This is a genomic window from Soehngenia sp. (assembly GCF_055108775.1).
The window spans coordinates 1-22,960 of the sequence record NZ_JBSQIL010000014.1 but is presented as its reverse complement, the minus strand read 5'-3'; the positions used below and the strand labels follow the sequence as shown (position 1 = coordinate 22,960).

General features: G+C 30.2%; 26 protein-coding genes. All 26 read right to left on the bottom strand.

Translation table 11 applies throughout. The annotated features are described in order from the left end of the window. Nucleotides 1-16 precede the first annotated feature (16 nt). Entirely contained in the window at nt 17-1,705 is a 1,689-nt protein-coding gene (gene recN, locus ACTB1H_RS03365) for a DNA repair protein RecN (protein ID WP_463261423.1), read from the bottom strand. Nucleotides 1,706-1,716: 11 nt separating this feature from the next. Further along, nucleotides 1,717-2,508, bottom strand: a complete 792-nt coding sequence (locus ACTB1H_RS03360) for a TlyA family RNA methyltransferase (protein ID WP_463261422.1) — start codon at nt 2,506-2,508, stop codon at nt 1,717-1,719. 15 nt (nt 2,509-2,523) lie between these two features. Beyond that, a complete protein-coding gene (locus ACTB1H_RS03355) occupies nt 2,524-3,138 on the bottom strand; it encodes a DUF21 domain-containing protein (protein ID WP_463261421.1) in 615 nt (204 codons plus the stop codon). Between the two features lie 679 nt (nt 3,139-3,817). Continuing rightward, a complete protein-coding gene (locus tag ACTB1H_RS03350; RefSeq protein ID WP_463261420.1) occupies nt 3,818-4,663 on the bottom strand; it encodes a polyprenyl synthetase family protein in 846 nt (281 codons plus the stop codon). Next, a complete protein-coding gene (xseB, locus tag ACTB1H_RS03345) occupies nt 4,656-4,904 on the bottom strand; it encodes an exodeoxyribonuclease VII small subunit (protein WP_463261419.1) in 249 nt (82 codons plus the stop codon). The genes ACTB1H_RS03350 and xseB overlap by 8 nt, the downstream gene beginning before the upstream one ends. Then, entirely contained in the window at nt 4,894-6,114 is a 1,221-nt protein-coding gene (gene xseA, locus ACTB1H_RS03340) for an exodeoxyribonuclease VII large subunit (RefSeq protein WP_463261418.1), read from the bottom strand. The genes xseB and xseA overlap by 11 nt, the downstream gene beginning before the upstream one ends. Nucleotide 6,115: 1 nt before the next feature. Continuing rightward, nucleotides 6,116-7,057, bottom strand: a complete 942-nt coding sequence (locus tag ACTB1H_RS03335) for a hypothetical protein (protein ID WP_463261417.1) — start codon at nt 7,055-7,057, stop codon at nt 6,116-6,118. Then, the gene (nusB, locus tag ACTB1H_RS03330; RefSeq protein ID WP_463261416.1) at nt 7,050-7,460 is read right to left on the bottom strand and encodes a transcription antitermination factor NusB; all 411 of its coding nucleotides are present in this window, start codon (nt 7,458-7,460) and stop codon (nt 7,050-7,052) included. Before nusB ends, ACTB1H_RS03335 begins: the two co-directional genes overlap by 8 nt. Nucleotides 7,461-7,471: 11 nt before the next feature. Further along, nucleotides 7,472-7,858, bottom strand: coding sequence for an Asp23/Gls24 family envelope stress response protein (locus ACTB1H_RS03325; RefSeq protein ID WP_463261415.1), 387 nt, complete (start codon nt 7,856-7,858; stop codon nt 7,472-7,474). 105 nt (nt 7,859-7,963) lie between these two features. Beyond that, a complete protein-coding gene (locus ACTB1H_RS03320; RefSeq protein ID WP_463261413.1) occupies nt 7,964-8,332 on the bottom strand; it encodes a CD1247 N-terminal domain-containing protein in 369 nt (122 codons plus the stop codon). An 11-nt stretch (nt 8,333-8,343) separates the two neighbouring features. Beyond that, nucleotides 8,344-8,901, bottom strand: coding sequence for an elongation factor P (efp, locus tag ACTB1H_RS03315; RefSeq protein WP_463261412.1), 558 nt, complete (start codon nt 8,899-8,901; stop codon nt 8,344-8,346). Between the two features lie 65 nt (nt 8,902-8,966). Beyond that, entirely contained in the window at nt 8,967-9,488 is a 522-nt protein-coding gene (locus ACTB1H_RS03310) for a shikimate kinase (protein ID WP_463261411.1), read from the bottom strand. An 11-nt stretch (nt 9,489-9,499) separates the two neighbouring features. Continuing rightward, nucleotides 9,500-10,495: a hypothetical protein gene (locus ACTB1H_RS03305; RefSeq protein WP_463261410.1), complete on the bottom strand. Its 996-nt coding sequence runs from the start codon at nt 10,493-10,495 to the stop codon at nt 9,500-9,502. 7 nt (nt 10,496-10,502) lie between these two features. Beyond that, nucleotides 10,503-11,048 carry a prepilin-type N-terminal cleavage/methylation domain-containing protein gene (locus ACTB1H_RS03300; RefSeq protein WP_463261409.1) on the bottom strand — a complete coding sequence of 182 codons (546 nt, stop codon included), beginning with the start codon at nt 11,046-11,048 and terminating at the stop codon, nt 10,503-10,505. Continuing rightward, entirely contained in the window at nt 11,023-11,403 is a 381-nt protein-coding gene (locus tag ACTB1H_RS03295) for a type IV pilus modification PilV family protein (RefSeq protein ID WP_463261408.1), read from the bottom strand. The genes ACTB1H_RS03300 and ACTB1H_RS03295 overlap by 26 nt, the downstream gene beginning before the upstream one ends. A 4-nt stretch (nt 11,404-11,407) precedes the next feature. Continuing rightward, nucleotides 11,408-11,866, bottom strand: coding sequence for a GspH/FimT family pseudopilin (locus ACTB1H_RS03290; protein ID WP_463261407.1), 459 nt, complete (start codon nt 11,864-11,866; stop codon nt 11,408-11,410). Then, a complete protein-coding gene (locus tag ACTB1H_RS03285; protein WP_463261406.1) occupies nt 11,866-13,542 on the bottom strand; it encodes an S-layer homology domain-containing protein in 1,677 nt (558 codons plus the stop codon). Before ACTB1H_RS03285 ends, ACTB1H_RS03290 begins: the two co-directional genes overlap by 1 nt. 10 nt (nt 13,543-13,552) lie before the next feature. Further along, the gene (locus tag ACTB1H_RS03280; RefSeq protein ID WP_463261405.1) at nt 13,553-15,007 is read right to left on the bottom strand and encodes a LysM peptidoglycan-binding domain-containing protein; all 1,455 of its coding nucleotides are present in this window, start codon (nt 15,005-15,007) and stop codon (nt 13,553-13,555) included. Beyond that, nucleotides 14,982-15,557, bottom strand: coding sequence for a PilN domain-containing protein (locus tag ACTB1H_RS03275; protein WP_463261404.1), 576 nt, complete (start codon nt 15,555-15,557; stop codon nt 14,982-14,984). Before ACTB1H_RS03275 ends, ACTB1H_RS03280 begins: the two co-directional genes overlap by 26 nt. Beyond that, the gene (gene pilM / locus ACTB1H_RS03270) at nt 15,557-16,591 is read right to left on the bottom strand and encodes a pilus assembly protein PilM (protein ID WP_463261403.1); all 1,035 of its coding nucleotides are present in this window, start codon (nt 16,589-16,591) and stop codon (nt 15,557-15,559) included. Before pilM ends, ACTB1H_RS03275 begins: the two co-directional genes overlap by 1 nt. Before the next feature lie 56 nt (nt 16,592-16,647). Continuing rightward, complete coding sequence (locus ACTB1H_RS03265; RefSeq protein WP_463261402.1) at nt 16,648-17,406, bottom strand: prepilin peptidase; 759 nt, start codon at nt 17,404-17,406, stop codon at nt 16,648-16,650. 13 nt (nt 17,407-17,419) lie between these two features. Next, nucleotides 17,420-19,174, bottom strand: coding sequence for an O-antigen ligase family protein (locus ACTB1H_RS03260; RefSeq protein ID WP_463261401.1), 1,755 nt, complete (start codon nt 19,172-19,174; stop codon nt 17,420-17,422). 119 nt (nt 19,175-19,293) lie between these two features. Then, nucleotides 19,294-19,680, bottom strand: coding sequence for a type II secretion system protein (locus ACTB1H_RS03255; RefSeq protein WP_463261400.1), 387 nt, complete (start codon nt 19,678-19,680; stop codon nt 19,294-19,296). A 35-nt stretch (nt 19,681-19,715) separates the two neighbouring features. Continuing rightward, on the bottom strand, nt 19,716-20,915 hold the full coding sequence (locus ACTB1H_RS03250) for a type II secretion system F family protein (protein WP_463261399.1): 1,200 nt from the start codon (nt 20,913-20,915) through the stop codon (nt 19,716-19,718). A gap of 12 nt (nt 20,916-20,927) precedes the next feature. Further along, entirely contained in the window at nt 20,928-21,977 is a 1,050-nt protein-coding gene (locus ACTB1H_RS03245; RefSeq protein WP_463261398.1) for a type IV pilus twitching motility protein PilT, read from the bottom strand. Between the two features lie 13 nt (nt 21,978-21,990). Continuing rightward, the coding region (locus ACTB1H_RS03240) for a GspE/PulE family protein (protein ID WP_463261397.1) at nt 21,991-22,960 on the bottom strand (970 nt) is incomplete at its 5' end.

The window sequence follows — 22,960 nt, the reverse complement described above, 5'->3', positions numbered from 1 at the left end:
TTATATATCATATCATCTACTTATATGCTTGCTGTTTGTTGTTTTTGGTCATCTCCAACATTTCTCTAGCATGTTTTAAAGTTGTATCAGTTATAGATGCACCTCCCAACATCCTGGCTAGTTCTTTAACTCTTTCATCAAAATCAAGTTTTGTTACTTTTGCTATAGTTGTATTATCGTTTGAAGACTTGTCAATAGAAAATTGAACATCTGCTAACGCTACTATCTGAGGTAAGTGAGAAATAGATATAACTTGACGGTTTGTAGATATTTGTTTTATTTTTTCACCAACTAATTGAGCAGTTCTTCCACTTATTCCAGTGTCAATTTCATCAAATATTAAAACAGGAATGTTGTCCTTTTGAGCAAAAATAGACTTTATTGCAAGCATTATTCTAGACATTTCTCCACCTGATATAATCTTTGACAGTGGCTTTAACTTTTCACCAGCATTTGTTGATATTAAAAATTCTACATCGTCAACTCCATTTCTAGTTATATTGTCTTTTTTATTGAAACCAATAATAAATTCAATGTTTTTCATATTTAAATCTATAAGTTGATTTTTTATGCTTTTTTCTAGCTCTTTTGCAACACTCTTTCTAAATTCAGTTAGTATATTTGATTTATTTAATAATTTTTTTTCAATCTCATTTAATTTATCATCAATGGATTTTTGCTCATATTCTAAATTCATTAAAAAATTTATTCTTAAGTCTAATTCCTTTCTAAAGGATAATATATCTTCTATGGTATTGCCATATTTCTTTTTTAACATATTAATGCTATTTAGTCTATCCCTTAAAAAAACTAATTTTTCTTCATCATAGTATAAAGAATTCAAATAATCTAATATACTTGTGTAGATCTCATTCAATTCATATCTAAAATTCAATAACTGATCATAAAAAGAATGGAAATTTTCATCTAACTTTCCTAGATCTTTCAATAACGAAACTGATTTATCTATTAAATCCATAGCGTTTTGCTCAAATGATTCGCCTTTAATAAATTCTAATGATCTATTCCCTAATTTTATAATTTCTTCTAAATTATTTAATTTTTTAAACTCTTGTTCTATTTTTTCATCTGAAGTTGAGAGTTCTAATGAATCAATCTCCTCAATTTGATACTTTATAAGGTCTAATTCTCTCTCTCTTTGCTGACTATTAGTTTCTATTTCTTTCTTTTTTTTCTTTAAAAAAATATATTCATCATATAAATTATTTATTTCAAGTAAAATATCCCTTTGGCTATCCTCCAAAAAAGAGTCTAAAATAAAAATATGATTTTTTACTTCTAACAATGACTGATGTTCATGCTGACCAAATATATCCACTAGACTTGAAGTTATGTCATTTAAAACACTGTTTGTTACTACTTTATTATTTATTCTAGCGATGCTTGGTTGATTAGTATAGATTTCTTTAGAGATTATCAATAAGTCATCCCTTTGAATACCTATATCTTCAAGCTTATTGTTAATGACTGAATTAGAATTAAATGTGGCTTCTATGTAGGCTGATTCTTTGCCTGTTCTAATCATGTCTCTATTGCTTCTACCCCCAAGTACTACCCCAAGGGCTTCAATTATTATAGACTTACCAGAACCAGTTTCTCCCGTAAGAACATTAAATCCATCTTCAAAATCGATTGTTAGCTTATCTATAATAGCATAATTTTCTATATGCAACCTTCTTAGCATTTTCTCACCCACTATAACTTTTCATGAGCATCCAATATGATTTTCTCTATGTCAAGATTGTCCTCTTTTTTTGTTCTATCAAGCATTATCAAAAATTCGATATTTCCTGTCATTCCTTTAATTGGAGAATAAGTAAAACCTGATGTATACAATTCAAGAGTCTTGGCAAGGTTGATTATTTTCATCACAGTTTCTAAATGTATATTTTTATCTTTTATAATACCTTTTTTACCTACTTTGTTTTTCCCTGCTTCGAATTGAGGCTTTATTAGAGCTATTATTATTCCTTCATTGCTTAGCAATTCTTTAGCCACTGGCAACACTAGTTCCAGGCTGATAAAACTAACATCTATACTAATAAAGTCAATTTTATCTTTAATCATGTTTTTGTCTATTTTTCTAATATTTGTTCTTTCTAATACAACTACTCTGTTATCATTTCTTAATTTCCAATCTAGCTGTCCATAACCAACATCTACTGCATAAACTTTTTTTGCATTATTTTGCAGCATGCAATCAGTAAATCCACCTGTAGAAGCCCCTATATCCATACATATTTTATTGTTTAGATTAAGATTGAATTCTTCAATTGCTTTTTCAAGTTTTAACCCACCTCTGCTTACATACTTCAAAGGGTTAGATTTTATAATAAATTCAGTATCTTCAAGAAAAAATTCTCCAGGTTTTTCCACTTTGTTTTCTCCTACGTAAACAACGCCTTCCATTATAAGTCTCTTTGCTTTTTCTCTCGAATCAACTAAATTTTTTTCATATATTAATATATCAGCTCTCTTCTTTGACATATACTACTCCTTTTATCATTTACTACCATTAGCATTCTTTTCTTTAGTATTCTTTTCTTTAAAAAATTTTATATTAAAAACTTTCTCTAATAGCTTTAAGAATTTTGCCATTATGTAAACTATTTTCTCATCATTGTTCATAGCAATACTTTTGCCAATCCCTTTTCCACCAACAGTCAAAGAAGCAGTAAATGCAGTTAAGAGTATTGTTATTATTGTAATATTTAATAAAGAAAAAGTTTCAACTAATTTTATAACAATACTGGCAGAAATAGCTCCAGATAAAATTCCACTTATATCTCCAATTACATCATTGCAAAAATTACTTACCTTACCAGCATTTCTCACTAACTTTATAGCTATTTTCGCCTCAGGAATCTTATTAGCTGCCATTGCATGAAAAGGTTTTTCGTTAGCACTTGTAACAGCCACTCCTACTATATCAAATATTATACCAATAAATATTATAATTATTAGAATTATAAAAGCTACTAACAAATCAAACCGTTTTACTAGGCTCTCCGAAAAAACAGACAATGTAATGGATATTATAAATGTCCACAAAGTAATAGGTATTACCCATTTCAAGTTATATTTATTATATAAACTATCATCCTCAATTTTTGACATATTTCCTCCTAATATGTATAAGTAAAAAAGCTGACAGCACTGCTATCAGCTTAACGAGTGGTAATAACTAGAGTAAATCTTACGGCTTTAGGTCCAGCAGGATTTCCCTGACAAGAACTGCCCGTCGCCGGTGCAGCGGTTTCCCTTTAATCTTATCACTGCAATGTCGCCAATTGCAGGACTGGATTGCCACTTAGTCCGCACTGTAATCCCCTAGTTATCTCAACAACGTGAACAGTCTAGGAGTTTTCCTCAACAGCCATACTATTTCCTATCCTCTTTTGCAGATTAGGTTTCGGTAACAGAGATTTAAAGTTTCGGGCCCTGAATCTTTAAATCTGAACTTACCATCCGCACTAACCCACTCAAGGCAAGCTACTCTGCAAATTTAATTTGATTTGATGTTTTGTTGCAGGTTTATCATAATATAGTACTATTTTTCACTATATTATGTCTCCACGAAGGCAGGGTCCACGCCTGCATGCCATTGCAGATCGCCCCATCCTTCTTACTCCTTATGAAAGCCCACGACTGGGCGTCGCAAGCCAAACATAAAGAACTTCATCGATATGCTCTTTGACGGATTTTTAGGCCCGCCTTCAGAAATAGCTGTGCTGACTAGAATACTGTACCACTATAACTATAATTAGTATACCATAAATTATTGAAATTATCAACTTTAAATCTCTCGATAAGCTAATTCGTCAACTAAGTATTCAAAAGGAGATGTATCTAGATCATCTAATTGTTTTAATAGATTTTTACATTTGTCATTATGATAATTAATTAATTCTATAAGTTGTTCTTTAGAATAATATTTAGATAATGTTAACTTATCCATATCTTTATCTTTTTCAAAATCCAATATGTCATCTTGTATTTGAAATGAAAGGCCTAAATTTTTCCCAAATTCATTAAGTATAGCTATATGTTTTTCAGAAGCACCACCCAATATTGCTCCTGAAGTAATACTTGCTCTTATAAGTTCCCCAGTTTTTAAAGAATACATGTATAAAATCTCTTTTACATCTAGTTCCTTTTCATACATATCAATAACTTGTCCTAAAATCATTCCAGAATAACCAGCTGATTTTGATATTTCATAACTAGCTCTTATCGCTCTTTGATCGTTGTTTTCCATATTTGCTTTTAACATTGTCTCAAATGCTAAATTTAAAAGTGCATCACCAGATAATATTGCCAAAGCCTCTCCAAACATTTTATGGGCAGTTAATTTCCCTCTTCTATAATCATCATTATCCATAGAAGGCAAATCATCATGAATTAACGAATAAGTATGTATCATTTCAATTGACGCTGCATAAGGTAATGCTAGCTTAGTATCTTTAGAAAACATATTGTAAGTAATCAAAAGCAAAACTGGTCTGAGTCTTTTCCCTCCAGAAAACAAACTATACCTTATAGATTCATACATAATGCTTTGATATTTATTCATTGGAGATATGATTTCTTCAAGTTCATTGTCAATTAGCGTTATATAATCAATAAATTTATTCTTAAACATAGTCATCAGCCTTTAAATCTTCTTCAAAATCAACTTCTCTAACTTGACCATCATCCTTCAATATCAATTTAACTTCCCCTTCAACATCATCAAGTACATTTTTGCAATATTCATATAAAGTCATAGCCTCTTTGAATTTATCAAACACTTCACTTAATTTTAAACCACCATTTTCAAGTTCATTCAATATAGTTTTTAGTCTATCATATGCTTTTTCATATGTCATTTCATCATTTTTCACGAATATTCCCCCTCGTAGAAATTGATTTTATTTCTGCATCTATTTCTCCATTTTTTAAATTCAATATTACTTTCATACCAATATTTACGCTATTTATGTCTGTTAATATTATACCATTATCATCAGTAATATATGCATAACCTTGGTCAAGCACATATGTAGGGTTGTGTAAATCCAATTTTATTTTTTGTCTTTCAAGTCTATTTTTTGTTTCATCAATTTTTTTAAACATTTTAAAAGTAATAACTTGAATTATGTTATCAAGCTCTATTCTTCTTTCTTCAATCAAATATTTAGGATTATAAAAGTTGAGGTATTTTTGAATTTGCTCAAGGTCAATCCTACACCTTTCTAATATGTTAAAAGTTAGTTTAATAAGGATATTTTTAAGTTCAAAGATTTCTCTCCTAAGTGCATTTATTTCAGGAGTGGCTAATTCTGCAGCTTCTGAAGGTGTAGCTGCTCTAAAATCAGCAACAAAATCTGAAATAGTGAAATCAGTCTCATGCCCAACAGCTGAAATTACAGGTTTTTTAGTGGAAAATATCGCTCTTGCAAGCCTTTCGTCATTAAAAACAAATAGCTCGTCAATCGAACCACCACCTCGCGTCAGTATAATTAAATCTATATCATCGATTTTATCTAAGTAATTAAGCCCCTCAATCAGTTGATCGACTGCTTTTTCCCCTTGTACTTGTGATGGATATATTACAACATTTATCGGTGGAAATCTTCTTTTCATTATCCTAATAATATCTCTAATAGCTGCACCTGTAGGTGAAGTTACTATCCCTATTTTTTGAGGGTATTTAGAAATAGGCTTCTTATGAATTGATTCAAATAGCCCTTCCTTTTGAAGTCTATTTTTGAGCTCTTCAAATATCAAATATAATTCTCCAATACCGTCTTTTTTTATCTTTCTAACATAAAGTTGATATATACCATCTTTTTCATATACTGATATGTTCCCTATCGCTACTATTTTCAATCCATCTTTTAATTCTATATCATTTGTTTGAGCATATGTTTTAAACATTACACATTTTAATTTAGAATTCTCATCTTTTAAATTAAAATAGATATGCCCACTAGAATAATGAATCGAAAGATTTGATATTTCGCCAACAATGCTCACTTCAGGCAATAAAATATCCGATGCAAAAATTTTCTTTATGTAATTATTTACCTCACTTACCCTCAAGGGTTTCATTTTAATCCTCCCAGCCACGCTTATACTTACCTAAAAAACCAACACCCACTGCATTGTCAGAAGATAGATTTGTTTTAGAATAGTATATTTTTATTCTACAGTTGTTGGTTGACAAATAATTTCTAATTATATTATTTGTGCTTACACCGCCTACAATTAAAACAGTAGAAGTATTTTGAATTTCAATAGTTTTGATAAGCATGTTTTCAATGAAATAGGAAATATTTATAAATAATGTATAAAATATATCTTCAATATTATATTTTTTTGAATCTATCAATCTCTTGTAGAAATTTTCTAAGCCTGATAAATTTATCCATGTTGTGTTTTGTGGTTTTGGTAAGTCTAATTTTAACAAGCTACCTAAACACGCAATTTTTTCCATTTTTTCGCCACATGGAAACTTTAGCCCTGTGTAAACACCTATTCTATCAATTAACTGGCCGAAACTAATATCATTGGTTCCACCTATTAAAGTAGTATATAAATTATCTGAATTTTTTACTAAAATGATTTCTGTTGTTCCTCCAGAAAAGTGAAATGAAACAAAAGCATCTTCATAAATATTATTTTCATAAATTATTGAAGCGATGTGACCTTCTTGGTGACTGAAGTATTTTATTGGTATTTTGTTGATTTTTGATATAACTTCTGCAAAGCTAACTCCAACCTTGAAAACTGGCATATAAGAGCCTTCTATCTGCCTAGGTTTAGAGCTTACTGATACTGTGTCAAAACAATTTACATCAATGTTTATACTTTCTATAAGTTTAGGAATATTGATCAAGTGTTGAAAAACTGCTTCTTGTTGTCTAAGTCCACTCTTTCCTAATGGAACATCTAATATTATTCGTTGATCTAATAATATCTGATCACTTTCATTTATAACAGATATAGATGAAGTGTAATTGCTAGTATCTATTCCTAAGTAGTGTTTATTCATAAATCTCATTAGCCCTTACAAAACTGCCTAATACTCCATTAATATATTTAAATGCATCAGGAGCACTGTATTTCTTGGCTATTTCTATAGCCTCATTTATAGCCACTTCAGTAGGGATATCATCTCTATAGATAATTTCGTAAAAAGCAACTCTTAATATTGCTAAATCAACTCTTGGCAATCTTTCGATACTCCATCCTTCAGTATATTCTTCAATAGATTTGTCAATAGTATCTAAATTATCTATGATCCCATAAGCAGATTCTTCTAAGTAATCGACTTCACAATCAGCTAAGCTAAAGTTATTTAAAAAATTAGATATCTCTTCCTTCGAAAAATTTTTATTTAAATCCATTTGATAAACGACTTGCATAAGTGCTTCACGTGTTTGTTTTCTTCCCATAGTCATCCCTTCTAATTATTGGCATCAAAATGATCCTGTCCATCATCTGTAGCAATTATGTTTTCAACATGAACATTTATTTCTTTTAAATTTAAATCAGTCATCACTTCTATTGATTCTTTAACTTTCTTTTGAACATCATAAGCTATCTCATTAACTTTAGAACCATATTTTAATGAAATGAAAATGTCTATATATAAATCATTATCTTTAATATCTACTTTGATGCCTCTAGGGTTGTTTTTCCTTCCAATCAATTCAGAAAAACTAGAACTTGGATTCGTTAATTCAACACCTTCTATTGAATTTATAACTTTTAAAGCTATAGCAGTCAAAACATCTTTTGATATTTTGATATTCGGGTTGTTTGCATCTTCAATATATTCATTCTTTGCCATATTATCACCTCTTTTTTCAATTATATCAAAGCTATATTATGTTTACAATCATATCTACATTTTTTGAGCCTAAAGCTTAGCTTTAGGCTCAAATTGATTATTATTTTATTCTTTTTCTTCCTCATCTTCCAAATATTCTTCTAATCCGTAATTGTCTTCGTTATTCCAATTAGTTCCGTCTCTTAGACTTTGATCATCATCATACTCATCAAAATCAAATTCATCATCATCGAATTCATAGTCAGATTCATCACCATAAATGTCTTCTTCTACATCAGCCAAATCTTCATCAATGAAATTGACATATTCTTCAAGATCCAAATGATCATCAATCAAATCTCCAATTACATCAGAAAAGTCTTCTAATGTTTCCACAATGCTTAATAAAAGTTTACCATCTTTAGTGCTTTCATCAATTCCGAGACCGTCTGCAAGCCCTTTTAAGTAAGCTACCTTTTGTGCTAAATAATCCATATTTACCCCTCCTATACTCTTGATAAGTACTCACCTGTTCTAGTGTCGATTTTTATGACATCTCCAACATTAACAAATAATGGTACACTTATAGTTGTTCCTGTCTCTACTACTGCATTTTTTGTAGCTCCTTGAGCTGTGTCCCCTTTAACTCCAGGCTCAGTCTCAATAACTTTTAATTCTACAAAGTTTGGAGGTAAAACCTCAAAAGCTTTGCCTTGATAGAATCTTATAATGGCTGTATCATTTTCTCTTAAATATTTGATTGCCTCTTCCACAGCAGTAAAATCTAGAGGTAATTGCTCATAAGTATCATTATCCATAAAATAATATAGCTCTCCATCTGAATATAAGTATTGCATTTCTTTTGTTTCTATAACAGCCTTTTCGAATCTTTCTGTTGGGTTAAACGTAACTTCTTTCAAACCACCTGAAATAACATTTCTAATCTTGGTTCTAACAAATGCAGCACCTTTTCCTGGCTTAACATGTTGGAAGTCAACCACTTGGTAAACATCCCCATCCCAAACAAAAGTTACTCCTTTCCTAAATTCACCTGCTTGTATCAAAATATTCCCTCCTAATCTCAAATCATATAATATATCTTAAAATATTATATCAGTAAGTCATTTCTCTAACAAGTAAATGTTTTATAATTGTATGCTATCTCATTTATTATAGATATTTCATCCTTAGAAGAAACATCTATAATAAAATGACATGTGCTCAAATATAATTTCTCTCTAGTAAAAAACATTTTTTTAAGCTGCATTGGCAAATCATTATCTATGTCTAACAAAGGTCTTTTATAATTGCTAAATTTCAAATTATTAGATATGTTTTCAATATTGTCATATAGGTAAAATACAACTCCATTAGATTTGATTAAATCAATGTTTTCTATATCTAATATGATACCCCCTCCAGTTGAAATGACACATCTATTTTTGTAGATAATTTCTTTTAATATTTTTTTTTCTTCTTCTCTAAAGTATTTTTCACCATAAGTTTCAAATAAATATTCTATGCTAGCGTTATTCTTTCTCATAATAAGTTCATCAGTATCATAGAAATCGAAATTTAAAGCTTCTGCTAATTTTTTACCTATATATGTCTTGCCTACTCCACTCATACCTATTAAAATAATTGGTTTCATATTAACTCCATTCAATAGATTATTTTAACATTTTTGATCTTGCTTTTAATATAATTTGGCAAATATACCCCATATTTGTTCATTATATCTGGTGAATATTTTAATTGCAATCCATCAGGAACTACAAATTCATTATTTGAGATAATCTTTCCAGTTATAGTAGCATTCTTGCCTTCGTCTATATAGATTTCTCCTCCGTTAATTATGATAATACCATTAAAATTTAAATTATTAATTATATGAATATCTCCTTCTACATATATGATACCTTTTAAATAATCATATTTATTGTTAGAATCAATCGTCAACTTAACATTATCATAATTAGCTTTGTTTTCTATATAGATGAAAACTTCATTTGTCATTATACTATAATTTTCTATAGCTTCATTACGATAAACCCAGTATTGATTAGCATTGATCCTTTTTAACATAACTTCTTCACTATGATATAAGGATAGTGAACTCATACCGCTTTTTAATGGAGGAATTTTATAGCTATCATCAATAGCGAGAAAAAATCTTACTAATTCATCTTCTAAATCAGGTCTTTTTATAAAACTTATTTTATTTACATATGACAATTTGTTATATGTAAATACTTCATTTACGAAATCTACACTTGCTTTTAACTTAGCATTGAAATTAGAGTTTGGCGATTTAATTGAGATGTTTAAATATGTGTTATTGTCTTTTAAATTGTATTCTAAATCAGCAGCTATCACATCGTTTTCATCTTTATTTTTAACATAAATAACATCCTTGTTGTTTATGGTTGGTGAATTGCAGTACTTAATGATTGACTTGTTTATATCACTATCGACTACATTAAAATCATTAACTATATAATTTAATGAGGTCTCTAAATCATAATTGTTTTGCAACTTATATTTTAAATTGTTCTGCAAATGATTTTCCATTACTGTTATATATGATAAATATAAGCAGATTGAAAATACGATTAACATTGTTATTAAAGCAAATACAGTTATGGAACCTTTTCTCATATTATCCTCATTTAATTATTTTATTTTCAACATTAATCCCACTCTTAATCCTTAAAGAATGAGTCCCTTCAAAAGTAAAATCTAAATAAATCATATTATTATTTAATTCTAGACCTGTATTCCATATGTTGCTAATACCTATATCAAGCTTATTATATCCCTTGAAATTTGATATTTCTGGAAGATTTGCATTTGATAATTTGCAATTTAATCTCACAATTTCTTTACCAGTGTAATAATAAGTGACATAATCATAATTTCCTTCATTTATGTTTAAAATAACGAATTTTAAATTATATGGATACATCTTGTCTAGATTTTTAATCATTGAGGAAGGCAGTATAAGGTCTGCACTTCTAATCTCATCCGAAATATATTCTATCACATATATTCCACTAACCAAATATTCGTCTTTTTCATCAACTAAATTCATCGACTTTGTGGAAATAAATATGATGTTGTATATTCCAACGATAATTACTGAAATTATCGATATTGAAATAATTAATTCAATTAAAGTAAATCCATCATTTGATAAATCTCGAGCATTCAAATGAAACCTCCAGTTTTGGGTTTGTTATGCTTTTTAAAGTACATGTATAGAACAGTAACTTCCTATCTAGCTTGTTAAATTTTATCTCACATACATATTCGTTTTTTATATCATCATTTGTATATACATATGATCCTAAATTAACTACTTCATCAAATATTAATTCATTTTCAATCGAATCTGATTTTAGCTCTTCTACTATATTTTGGCATAAGTAAATTATCTTTGTTCTAGATTCAACTAAATCGTTATTGGTAAAGCTAATTTTTAATAAATTAAAACTTGTCACACTTACTAACCCCAAAATAGCTATCCCTATTAAGATTTCTATCAGTACAAATCCTTTTTTTATCATAATTTCACCTATTAATATATGTATTAATCCTACCTGTTGCTACCTCGATAGTAATACTATAGTTTCCAAAATTTTTAGTATTAAAATTTATAGTGCCTGCACTAGAAGGTGCTCCAGTCGTCTTAAAAACTATACTACTCCAATTTTGTGATGATTTATTGTCGGATATAGTTATAGATTGTAATTGTACTCCATTTTTAAAAATATACTCTTTTATAACTTTATTATTTTGAACTATTTTATATTTGTTTTGTTGAACATCTACCATGAATTCGACAGGTGAATTTTCTACCATAGCTTTTGCTCTAGCAAACTTTAAGTCCTTTTCAAATTGCTTTATTTCATTATATTCTCTATGTCTTACCAAAATATATGAATTGGGAATGCTTACCATAAACAGGATAGAAATAAGGGCTAACACCGTAATTAACTCTATAAGTGTGTAGCCCTTTCTTTCATTCATTAATATCTCCACTCATTAAGATAATACAGCATATATGCTGCTTCTGCTCTTGTTATTTTATTGTTCATATCATCAAAACTCTTAGATCTCACTGTTTTGTCATACATCAAGTTGGTAGCAACATCAGTCCACCTAAATGATGGATTTTTAGTCACTCTTTGTATAATTAATTCAACTTCTTTATATGAAATATTATTGTTCGGTCTAAAAGTCCTGTCAGGATAACCTTTTATATATCCCATTGATAAAGAATAGCTAATTATTCTATCGTAATTCTCAAAAGTTTTATAATCTTTAAAATAGGTAGCATTAGCAACATAATTAGGCAATGTCCAATTTTCTATTCTGCTTAATAAAATCAAAAATTCTGCTCGTGTTATCTTATCTTCTGGTCTAAATGTTCCGTCAGGATATCCTAATATAACATTTCTTCTGACCATAGTGTTGATTTCATCTTTAGCCCAATGATTTCTTGTGTCTATTAATGTTCTTTGCCCATTATCAATAAAAGCTGCATAAATGCTTTCTTTGTTTGTTACAGTGCTTGGCATTACAGATGCCTTGATTTTCCCTTCAGAAATAGTAGTTGGCAAGTAATACCATTTTTCATTAACAAGTTTATATATCCCTACATTAGTAGATTTCCCATAGTATGGAAATTCTATTTCTATAGTTTGATCATTATCCAAACTAATAGAAGGATTGTCAAGCTTTATTTTAAAAATATCAGAAACCAGTATCATGCCTTGATTGTTGAAATATTCAGTATATTGGTTTTCAATGCTAACATAAACATCTTTGTAAAAAACACCACTTGGAATGGTTACTGTAACCCCATTGTTATGTGAAATTGTATCTCCTGATATGCCAATGATCTTTGAAACAGTTCTATTTTGTGCTTCACTTGCTGCAAGAGATCTATAAGTTTGATTATATGATACTTCATAACTAGCTAAAAAACCTTGAATAAAGGCATCTCTATATTCTTTAGTATCTTTCGTCAAATTAAACATTTTTATGATTTCTTCTTCAGTAGGAATATCTCTTTTAAAATTAATATTATTCTTCATAATATAATCTTTTTCTGCAAATGTTTTTCCCATAGCACTACCTACGCTGTTTCCATTTGCTAGGCCTTGAGACATACTATTTCTAACTGGTTCTATCAAAGCCTTTTCATAGGCATCTACATATCCCTTTTCAAATGCTGCTTTAAATGAATCTAAAAATTTAATTCTATATTCAGCATTCATGAGTGTAAGATTATATTTGTTAACTATTTCAGAGTCTGATGGAAGCCTGTATAGCCAATTGCTGCTGACTCCGATATAATAGTCCCTTGCTCCAAAGCGTGATCCTTCGGCATTGCCAAGTGAATCAGCATAGTTTACTGAAGGGGATACGCCATTTAAAGCATCATTGTATCCTGCCTTAAAACCTTCACTATAATCTCTCCACCCATTTGTAGCATCTTTTGGAATATATCCATCATATCCATTTAGTGCATGAATAGTAAGTGCATTTTCTGCATTTAATGCAGTTCCATATTTAGCATAGTATTCCCTTCCTACTGTATAGCCAGCATCATAGTCGGGACTATATGCAGCATATACAACTCCTGAAAAAGTCAGGAGGAGTATTGTTATTGATAATATAAAAAGCTTTTTCCTCTTCATCCTTATCCCCCTATCTCTTTTTCAATACTAAAATTCTTCCAGGAACAAGTATGTCCCCTGTTGAAATGTTGTTATTTTTCATGATCTCATCTTTGTAATCAGTAGTCCCGTAAAATCTCCTTGATATATCGGTTATAGTATCCCCTGTAACTACTTTATAGAAGAAATATTCACTTATTTCTTGTCCTTCGTTTTCAAAGTGATGAGGGTAAAATATTTCTAATTTATCAAATAATATAACACCGAAATCATCAGTATTCTTAGGCACTTCGTAATATATGCTAGTTATTTTAATTGGATATAAGGATAGTTCTTTTGGTAAATCTATATTAAAGTTTTTCCAACCTAGCCAAGAAATACCTTCCTGCATTTTAATGTGCATTGCATCTCCATTGTTTGTAGTTATTCTTACCCCAATATCCCCAGGGCTGTAGGCGAAAGAGTATACCCATAGTGATAGTCTTTCAGGAGAATGATTTAATTGTATTTTTTGATTAGTTATATCAACATAGACTCGATTTTCATCTTCGAGTGCTATTATGTTGTACTCAAGTCTAGCTGAATATTTGCCTGATTTCTTTATGGTGCTAGGCATAACATTTCCATAAGTATATTCATGTGATGGTATAAAGAAATAATTTTTTACTTCAAAGTCATTTATAATATCTCCTTTGATTTCTACAGCAACTTCGCTATCTCCAGGAGTTCCAGAGCCTCCACCACCGACGCCGCCTGAACCATTCCCACCACCTGAACCATCTGTACCTGTTGAATCATCACTTGAATATTTATTAAACCCTTCAAAACTACTTACGATATTTTTATTTTCATAACCATCGTAAATGTCAACATATATAACATTTGGATCTTCATCTACTAAACCCTCTAGACTATATACTTTAAAGTTTAAGTTTCCGGTAACGGCTTTGTCATCTAATCTATCCATAGATAAATTTTGAATTGACATTCTTCTTGGACTTTCTTTTATTATACTTACTAGTTCTAACATCCCTTCGTAGCTACTTTTAAATGGCACAGTTACATCCATTTTTTTCACTTCTGTATCAGAAATAGTTTCTATTGAAGGTTGACTGAAGCTATAGTCAGAAATCTCTACATTTTCAAATGGCAGCATATCATTTAACAAATAGATAATCTGAGCTTGGTCAAGAGCAGGAAAATAGTTTTTTAAAATTTCATTTCTCTCTCTTTCAAGCATAATCCATTCCTTTTTTATATCCGATTCTTTTTTCATGATTTCGTTTATTTCTTCTATCTGCAGATCTAGGTCAGTCTTTTTAGTTTCTAATTCTGATATCTTAGCTGCTTGAGGTGCTAAAATGAAATAATTGCCTAAAAAAACAATTAAAGCTATTCCTAATAAACTCAATAATATCTTTTCATTTTTAGTAAGAGGCCTATTTAATAGAGACTTGCGCTTATTGCTCTTCGGTTTCTTCTCCATCTTCCTGCACCTCCCTTATTCCAATATTTACACTAAATGTATAATATGAATCTACTTTGTTAATAGATGGCACAAATGTGCTGTCGATTATATCAATAGTTTCTAACCCTTTTTGAAATTCTGCAATTGAATATCTATCCATTGAAAAACCCGATATATTGATGCTGTTATTAGAAGCTTGGATATTTGAAATGAAAACATCATCTGGCAGCCTTTTACTGATTTCTTTGAAAAGATCAGGTGATATTATTTCATTTTCTACAATACTTTTGTCAAGGGATATAATCTTTTCAACTTCAACTTTAAATTGTTTTACTTCATCATCAAATTTTTTTATTTCTTCTACTTTAGCAACAGTTTGTGGATCGTTGACAATATCTTCTCTAAATTTGATTTCTTTATTAAGGTTAGATATTTTTGTTTGATTATAAACTCCTAGTGTAACAACTACCACCAAAGAAATTATTATTAAAGCATATAAAATATTGGTAAATGTTATCCTGGTTTGCTTCTTTTCAATATAAGGTTCAAAAAAATTTAGGTCTCTCATTATCTCACCTCATCTAACCTAATCAGTCCACCAACAGCAGCTGCATATATATTTAGATATGTTGGAAGTTTTATATTTTCCATATTTCTAAGCCCATATGTGTCAATATCAAAAAACTCTTTAAATATATCTTCTATGCCAATTATTTCAGAACCAATTCCTCTTAAAACAATGTAATTAATAGGGTTTACATTCTCCCTAGTTCTATAATATCTAATTATAAGTTCTATTCTTTCTAATATTTCATAAATTTCAGTTCTAATCAAAGTATATAAAAACTTATCCGATTCATTTTCACTATCCTTTAGAGTATATAAAGAAAACATTTTATCTTTTAAGGCTTCTTCATCTAAATCTGAAAATTGTACCTTAAGATTATTCAGGCAATCCTTTAAGTTTTTATCAATTATTCTAGATATTCTTAAATTCTTATCGTCTATGATTACTAAGTCTGTCTGTTTTAAACTCAAATTAACTACTGCAACACTATTTGCTTTAGGTATAAGAGTATTTATTCTGCCTCCAATATTTATGAGTTTTGTTATAGCATTGCCTTCATAATCCATAACTGTAGGTTTTAATTTACATTCTTTCAATAATGTCATGTGAGCTTGAATCATGCTATCCTTTATCCCGATAAGAAGAACTGATTGTTTTTCAAGCCCTTCTTCTAGTACTGTTCCTAAGTCAAGATATTTTACTACATAGTCTTCAGGGTTTACTGGAATATATTCTTCAATCTGGTAATTGATAATTGAATCCAATTCTTCTTTCTCAACCTTAGGGAATGTAGCTTCCCTCATAACGACAGAAGAAGAATTTATTACAGCTATTGCATCTTGAGTGTTTATTTTATTTAGGGATAGTGAGTTTTGAAGAACATAAGACATTTTCTCCATATCAAGTATTTCTCCATCCTCGTATATGCCATCGCCAAGCTCCACTCTAAAAACTCTATCAATATTTACTGTTTTTTTGTTGAATTTTCCTGAAACAACATTGATACTATCTGGTGTAAAATTCAAACTGATCATTTTTTTTGAATTAAAAGAGACCAAATAAATCCCCCCTTTTTTAATATAAACCTATCCTATACAAAGAGTGAAAAATAAAATGATATGATTCTATCTGAGAAAAAATATGATAAATAAAATGCTAATATAATAAAAGGTCCAAATGGAATAGGATCCTTCATCGTCTTAAATTTAAAAATAAGTAAGATTAAAGATATGATTGCTCCGATTATAAATGATAATAATATAGTTAGGATAGTATTTCTTAAGCCGAGTATAAAGCCTAGTGCGCCAATTAAAGTTATGTCTCCACCACCCATTCCACCATGTGAAAGAAGTAGAAGAATTAAAAAAAATCCAACCCCAACTATAGTACCAAATAGGCTATCAAGAATTTCAAACGGTACATCATAAATAAAGAAATTGATAGCCTTAAACAAAATACTCATTACAAATACACTAATAACTAGACTATCTGGTATGATTTGGTGTTTTACATCTATTATAGCTATGCTAAGTAATACAGAAGTAAGCAACGATAAATATATAAAATGAAGACTTAACCCATATGTAATAAATAATAACACATAGATAATTCCATTTATAAACTCTACAAGAGGGTATCTAAAACTTATCTTTTCAGCACAATATCGACATTTGCCTTTTAAAATCAAATAAGAGAAAAGAGGTATATTGTCATACCACTTTAATTCGTGGTTGCAATTTGGGCAATGTGACCCAGGAAATATTATGCTTTCTTCCCTGGGTAGCCTATATATTAAAACATTTGTAAATGAACCAATTGCTAATCCAAACATAAAAATGATTATACTCATCTATTGCTCCTTGTCATTTAAAAGCATCTATATTAATATAGTCTTTTAAGAATTCGTATTGGTTGTAATAGTTTGAAATTATATCAGCTTCTTTTTTAGCTAAATCTTCTTTGCCAGTTTTTATATAAATATCATAAAGAAGAATATGAATATTTACTGCATCTTTCACGCCTATGTGTTTGTCAGATTCTGGCAATGCCATTATTTGATATTTTCCCAATTCAGCAGCTTCTAAAAGAGTATTTATTGCATTATCAATCTCTCCTTGCGACAAATAAAACCTTGCTAATTCAAAATGCCTAGAAACTACATATGCAGCATATTTTTTACCAAGCTCATATTCTTTCTTAGCATTGTCATAATCACCTTTAGAATAATACAGCTGGGCTAAGTGTGTATGAAGTTTTCCTTCAAATGGAGCGAGTTTTGTCGCTTTCTTTGCTAGTTCTATCCCCTTATCAAGCTTTTCTAAATCTAAAGTCTCGTTGTAATCTTTAACATAAATATTGCTTTCAAAAAGCATTCCATTCGGATTAATTGGATATATGGTGTTTATTGTTTTATAAACTTTTAGAGCTTTTAAATCATCTCCGTTATCTTCAAATTTAAATCCTATTTTATAGGCATTTGTAGATACAGTATGCAATATAACTAATATTAATAAACCTATTGATATTATCCTAGAAAACAGAGGCTTTATATTTAAAGTATCCTTTGATTTATCATAAGAGAGATTCAATCCAATTATCCAAAACGCTGTCATAGTAACTGCCGGAAAGTTCCAACTAAATTCTATGAAAATGTGAGCAAAAAATGCTATGATTGCAGCAAAAGATCCAACATAATATACATCATGCTCTTTTTTATAAATCTTAAAAAATGTAAAAATAACTGATCCTACAAATATTAAAAATAAAATAAATCCTATTATACCCAATTCTGTTAAAGTTTGTATATAATGGTTATGTGCAAATCTTGAGTACCACTGGTTTTTTCCATATCCTACATAATATGCAGAAAAAAATGTGCCCAACCCAAAGCCTATTACTGGTTTTTCGGTAAATGCCCTTAAACCCGCTTTCCAAAATTCTATCCTTCCAATAAATGAAGTTCCTGTTAACGAATCTTTCCTAATAAGATCATTTAAAAAATCAATATTAACATTTAAACTCTGTTGTATGTATGGAGTTATAAATACTAAAAATCGTGTGGATATAAACCCTATTGAAAGAATTGATATAACCTTTAAAAAATCACTCTTAAATCGCCCTTTGCTGTCAAAGAATATAAATGGAAGTGCAACTGCTAATGAAATCAATGCTCCTCTTGACCCACTTAATAGTAGTGCTATAAAAAAGATAACTGATGATATAGCAAACTTTTTCTCCTTAGTCTTAAGGAAAAAACCTAGTGTAAATAAATGAATCATAAATAAATATGTGCCAAAAGGATTTGGATTAAAAAAAGTGGAAACAATTCGCTGTGGTTCTATAAACACATACTCAAGTATCCCAAGAAGTGCAATTAAACTTCCAAACAAAGTGACAATTTTAATCGTCTTTATTTTTTCATCTTTTGAGAGATTAATTGTCAAATATAAAACCAAACCATAAAGCACTAGCTGTAATAATTCTATAATAGTTCTAAGTTTATATATGCTCCAAAAAAAACTTAATCCTGCAAATAAAAGAAAAAATATATAAAAATAAAGTGGCGAATATTTTTCAATACTTATTCTCTCTTTATTTTTAAAATTATAGTAAACCATACCTCCTAATCCAAAGATCAGGAGGATGTTTACTATATCATTATCCATCCCAGCGTTAAAAATAGGGATTAATGTAAGTGTTAGATATAGATATATGAGTTTAAACATTATGTTTAAATTTATTTAGCTAAATAATATGTTCCGTCAGAAAGTGAATAGAATTTTCCTATATCAACTGTTAAATTTGCCAAAGTAACCGTTGGCAATCCATTCTGGATATTATAGGTAGCATTTCCAGGACCTTTTGGCCAGTTTCCCATTACAGATTCTGCTCCTGCTTTATCAACAGCTGCAGTCCCAATATTTTTTTGTGCTGCATATAATTCTACAGCAGATTCTATACTTCTTAGATTTGAAATTACTGTCTGAGTATTTGCAGACTCTCTAGTTCCTGTAAATCTAGGAATAGCTAATGCTGCTAGGATTCCTAGTATTGCAATAACAACTACTAGTTCAATAAGTGTAAACCCTTTCTTGTTTCTCTTTCTTTGAATGTAATTAATCATTTTTCTTCCTCCTTTATAATTTAAAATAGTATTGCCTAAATTGTATTGACTACTTCAAACATTGGTAGATACATTGCTATAACTATAAAACCTATAATTAGTGCCATAAATACAATCATTAAGGGTTCTAACATGCTTGTTAGTTTAGTCAATGCTACATCTACCTCTTCGTCGTAGAAATCAGCTGTTTTTAGCAGGATATCATCAAGTGCTCCTGATTCCTCCCCGATCTTTACCATGGAGTCTACCATTGGTGGGAAAATTTCTATATCCCTTATCATACGAGACAATGGCACTCCTCTTCGTATGTCTTCTATACCTGAGATGAGCTTTTCTTCTACAACTTTGTTGTTTACTACTTTTGATACCACCTCCATACTTCTTAATAACGGAATGCCAGATGACATAAGTGTTGACAGAGTCCTAGTAAACCTTGATGTCACTATCTTTACAGTGGGCCCTTTTACAATTGGCAATTTTAATTTTATGCTGTCAAAAAATCTTCTGCCACTTTCGGAATTTATATAACTAGAAATTCCGAATACTATTAATGCCACTACTCCGATGAATATATACCAATAGGATTTCAGAAAATCTGACAATCCTATGAGTATTCGTGTTGGTAATGGTAGAGGTGTATCGCTACCTTCAAACATGCCTACAAATGTCGGCAATATGAATATTAACATGAATATAACAACAGCAATACTTACTACCATGAGAACTATTGGATATACCATTGAACTTCTTACTTTGTTTTCAGTCTTGTTTTCTTTTTCAAAGTGAACTGCCATTCTTTCAAGTATTGTGTCTAGATTACCACTGACTTCTCCTGCTTCAACCATGTTTATAAGTATGGAAGGAAACACTTTTTCGTGTATTCTCATAGCTTCTGACAATGTAACTCCCTTTTGTACATCCTCACCTACCTCAGTTAAAGCTTTCTTTAAAGTTTTGTTTTCTGTCTGAACGGATAAAATTTCTAAACATTTCACTATACCTAGTCCAGCATCTAACATTGTGTAAAATTGTCTACAAAAGACAGCTAAATCTTTCTTTTTTACTTTTTTGGCAAATATTTCAACTTTTGCTTCAGATTCAACATCTCTTTCAATTGAAATTGGAAGATAATTATTTCCTCTTATCATGCTTATGACTTCAGATTCATTGTTTGACTCTATTGATCCTGAAATTTTAAAGCCATCTTTTGTTAGAGCTACATATTTATATTTCATATATACCACCTATTAGATATATTTTTTTATCTCTTCTGAGCTTACAGCTCTAGAAATAGCAGTATCTTTAGTTATAGAGCCATTTTTATATAAATTTAACAATGCCGAATCCATAGTTTGCATTTTATATTTTGCACCAGTTTGCATCGCTGTTTCTATTTGATGTATTTTGTCTTCTCTTATTAGATTTCTTATAGCAGGTGTAGCCACCATTACTTCAAAAGCAGCTATTCTTCCTTTTCCATCTGAGCGAGGTAAAAGCTGCTGGGTTATTATCGCTTGTATTACTGAGGCTAGTTGGACTCGAATTTGCTGCTGTTGATGAGGAGGAAATACATCAATTATCCTATCTATTGTCTGAGGTGCTCCTATCGTGTGCAGAGTAGATAGTACAAGATGTCCAGTTTCTGCTGCTGTTATGGCGATAGAAATAGTTTCCAGATCCCTCATTTCACCGACTAAAATAACATCTGGATCCTCTCTTAAGGCAGCCCTTAGCCCATTTGAAAAGCTCAAAGTGTCCGCTCCAACTTCTCTTTGGTTTACTATTGATTTGTTGTGTTTGTGAAGATATTCAATTGGATCTTCTAATGTCAATATATGGCATTTTCTCTCTGAATTTATCTTGTTAATCATAGTAGCTAAAGTAGTAGATTTTCCACTACCTGTAGGCCCTGTCACTAATATCAATCCTCTAGGCAAATCAGAAAGTTCTGGTATTATAGCTGGTAATCCTAAAGACTCCATTGAAGGTATTTCATAAGGTATTATTCTCAATGCCATACCAAAACTACCTCTTTGTATGTATGCATTTACTCTAAACCTGCTTTTGCCTGGAATAGCATATGAAAAGTCATATTCTCCAAATTCAATGAGTTTGTCGAATTGATTTTCATTGGTGACTTTCTTAACCAATTTTTCAGTATCTAATGGATTTAAAATAGTTGTCCCATAATTTAACAATTCCCCATTAACTCTAAATATCGGAGTTACTCCAGCTGTTATGTGAACATCTGAGGCTTTCATATCTATTGCATCGGATAAAATATCATCAATATTCATAAATAAAATCTCCTTATCCTAAAGTAAATCCAACTCTCATTACTTCTTCATAACTAGTTTGACCATTTTTAGCTAAGCTTACCGCAGATTGAAGAAGTGTTGTCATCCCATTTTTAATTGCCTGCTCTCTCAATTTGTCTGTATTGGAATTTAAATCAATCAATCTTCTCATTTCTTCATTTATAGGCATTATTTCATGTACTGCTGCTCGTCCTTTGTAACCTTTATTGCAAGAATTGCATCCAACGGGTTTGTGTAAAACTAAACTTTCATCTTCTACTCCTAACATTCTTTTTTGAGTTTCGCTGGCAATGTAGCTTTCTTTACATTTAGGACATAACAACTTTACAAGTCTTTGCGATACAACTCCTATAACAGATGAAGATACCATATAAGGTTCTACTCCCATATCTATTAGTCTTGCTATGGTAGAAGGGCTATCATTTGTATGAAGTGTAGATAATACAAGGTGCCCAGTTATTGCTGCTCTAACTGCTATTTCTGCTGTTTCACTGTCACGAATTTCTCCGACCATTATTATATCCGGATCCTGTCTTAAGATAGATCTGAGTCCTGAAGCAAAAGTCAATCCTGCTTTTACATTTACTTGGACTTGATTAATACCTTCGAGTTTATATTCAACTGGATCCTCAACTGTTATTATGTTTTTTTCAACTGTGTTTAATTCCTTAAGTACAGTATACAATGTAGTTGTCTTGCCACTACCTGTTGGTCCGGTAACTAGTATCATTCCATATGGCTGACTTAATATTTTATCGAATTTCGTTAGTTCGTATTCAGTGAATCCTAATTTTTCTTTAGAAAAATTAAAACTTTCCTTGTCAAGTAATCTGATAACTATTTTTTCCCCATAAACTGTAGGAAGTGATGAAATTCTCATATCTATTGGTTTTCCATTGATAATAGATTCAACTCTACCATCCTGCGGAATTCTTTTTTCAGCAATATTCATCTTCCCTAAG

Bases quoted from the DNA above. Each gene is read 5' to 3' on its own strand.
- ACTB1H_RS03285 (WP_463261406.1), bottom strand. From the start codon at position 13,542: ATGAAGAGGAAAAAGCTTTTTATATTATCAATAACAATACTCCTCCTG.
- ACTB1H_RS03325 (WP_463261415.1), bottom strand. From the start codon at position 7,858: ATGGCAAAGAATGAATATATTGAAGATGCAAACAACCCGAATATCAAA.
- ACTB1H_RS03310 (WP_463261411.1), bottom strand. From the start codon at position 9,488: ATGAAACCAATTATTTTAATAGGTATGAGTGGAGTAGGCAAGACATAT.
- ACTB1H_RS03360 (WP_463261422.1), bottom strand. From the start codon at position 2,508: ATGTCAAAGAAGAGAGCTGATATATTAATATATGAAAAAAATTTAGTT.
- ACTB1H_RS03250 (WP_463261399.1), bottom strand. From the start codon at position 20,915: ATGAAATATAAATATGTAGCTCTAACAAAAGATGGCTTTAAAATTTCA.
- ACTB1H_RS03245 (WP_463261398.1), bottom strand. From the start codon at position 21,977: ATGAATATTGATGATATTTTATCCGATGCAATAGATATGAAAGCCTCA.
- ACTB1H_RS03305 (WP_463261410.1), bottom strand. From the start codon at position 10,495: ATGAGAAAAGGTTCCATAACTGTATTTGCTTTAATAACAATGTTAATC.
- xseA (WP_463261418.1), bottom strand. From the start codon at position 6,114: ATGAAACCCTTGAGGGTAAGTGAGGTAAATAATTACATAAAGAAAATT.
- ACTB1H_RS03335 (WP_463261417.1), bottom strand. From the start codon at position 7,057: ATGAATAAACACTACTTAGGAATAGATACTAGCAATTACACTTCATCT.
- ACTB1H_RS03265 (WP_463261402.1), bottom strand. From the start codon at position 17,406: ATGAGTATAATCATTTTTATGTTTGGATTAGCAATTGGTTCATTTACA.
- ACTB1H_RS03260 (WP_463261401.1), bottom strand. From the start codon at position 19,174: ATGGTTTACTATAATTTTAAAAATAAAGAGAGAATAAGTATTGAAAAA.
- ACTB1H_RS03280 (WP_463261405.1), bottom strand. From the start codon at position 15,007: ATGGAGAAGAAACCGAAGAGCAATAAGCGCAAGTCTCTATTAAATAGG.
- pilM (WP_463261403.1), bottom strand. From the start codon at position 16,591: ATGATCAGTTTGAATTTTACACCAGATAGTATCAATGTTGTTTCAGGA.
- nusB (WP_463261416.1), bottom strand. From the start codon at position 7,460: ATGGGAAGAAAACAAACACGTGAAGCACTTATGCAAGTCGTTTATCAA.
- recN (WP_463261423.1), bottom strand. From the start codon at position 1,705: ATGCTAAGAAGGTTGCATATAGAAAATTATGCTATTATAGATAAGCTA.
- ACTB1H_RS03275 (WP_463261404.1), bottom strand. From the start codon at position 15,557: ATGAGAGACCTAAATTTTTTTGAACCTTATATTGAAAAGAAGCAAACC.
- ACTB1H_RS03290 (WP_463261407.1), bottom strand. From the start codon at position 11,866: ATGAATGAAAGAAAGGGCTACACACTTATAGAGTTAATTACGGTGTTA.
- ACTB1H_RS03355 (WP_463261421.1), bottom strand. From the start codon at position 3,138: ATGTCAAAAATTGAGGATGATAGTTTATATAATAAATATAACTTGAAA.
- ACTB1H_RS03255 (WP_463261400.1), bottom strand. From the start codon at position 19,680: ATGATTAATTACATTCAAAGAAAGAGAAACAAGAAAGGGTTTACACTT.
- ACTB1H_RS03295 (WP_463261408.1), bottom strand. From the start codon at position 11,403: ATGATAAAAAAAGGATTTGTACTGATAGAAATCTTAATAGGGATAGCT.
- ACTB1H_RS03350 (WP_463261420.1), bottom strand. From the start codon at position 4,663: ATGTTTAAGAATAAATTTATTGATTATATAACGCTAATTGACAATGAA.
- ACTB1H_RS03320 (WP_463261413.1), bottom strand. From the start codon at position 8,332: ATGGATTATTTAGCACAAAAGGTAGCTTACTTAAAAGGGCTTGCAGAC.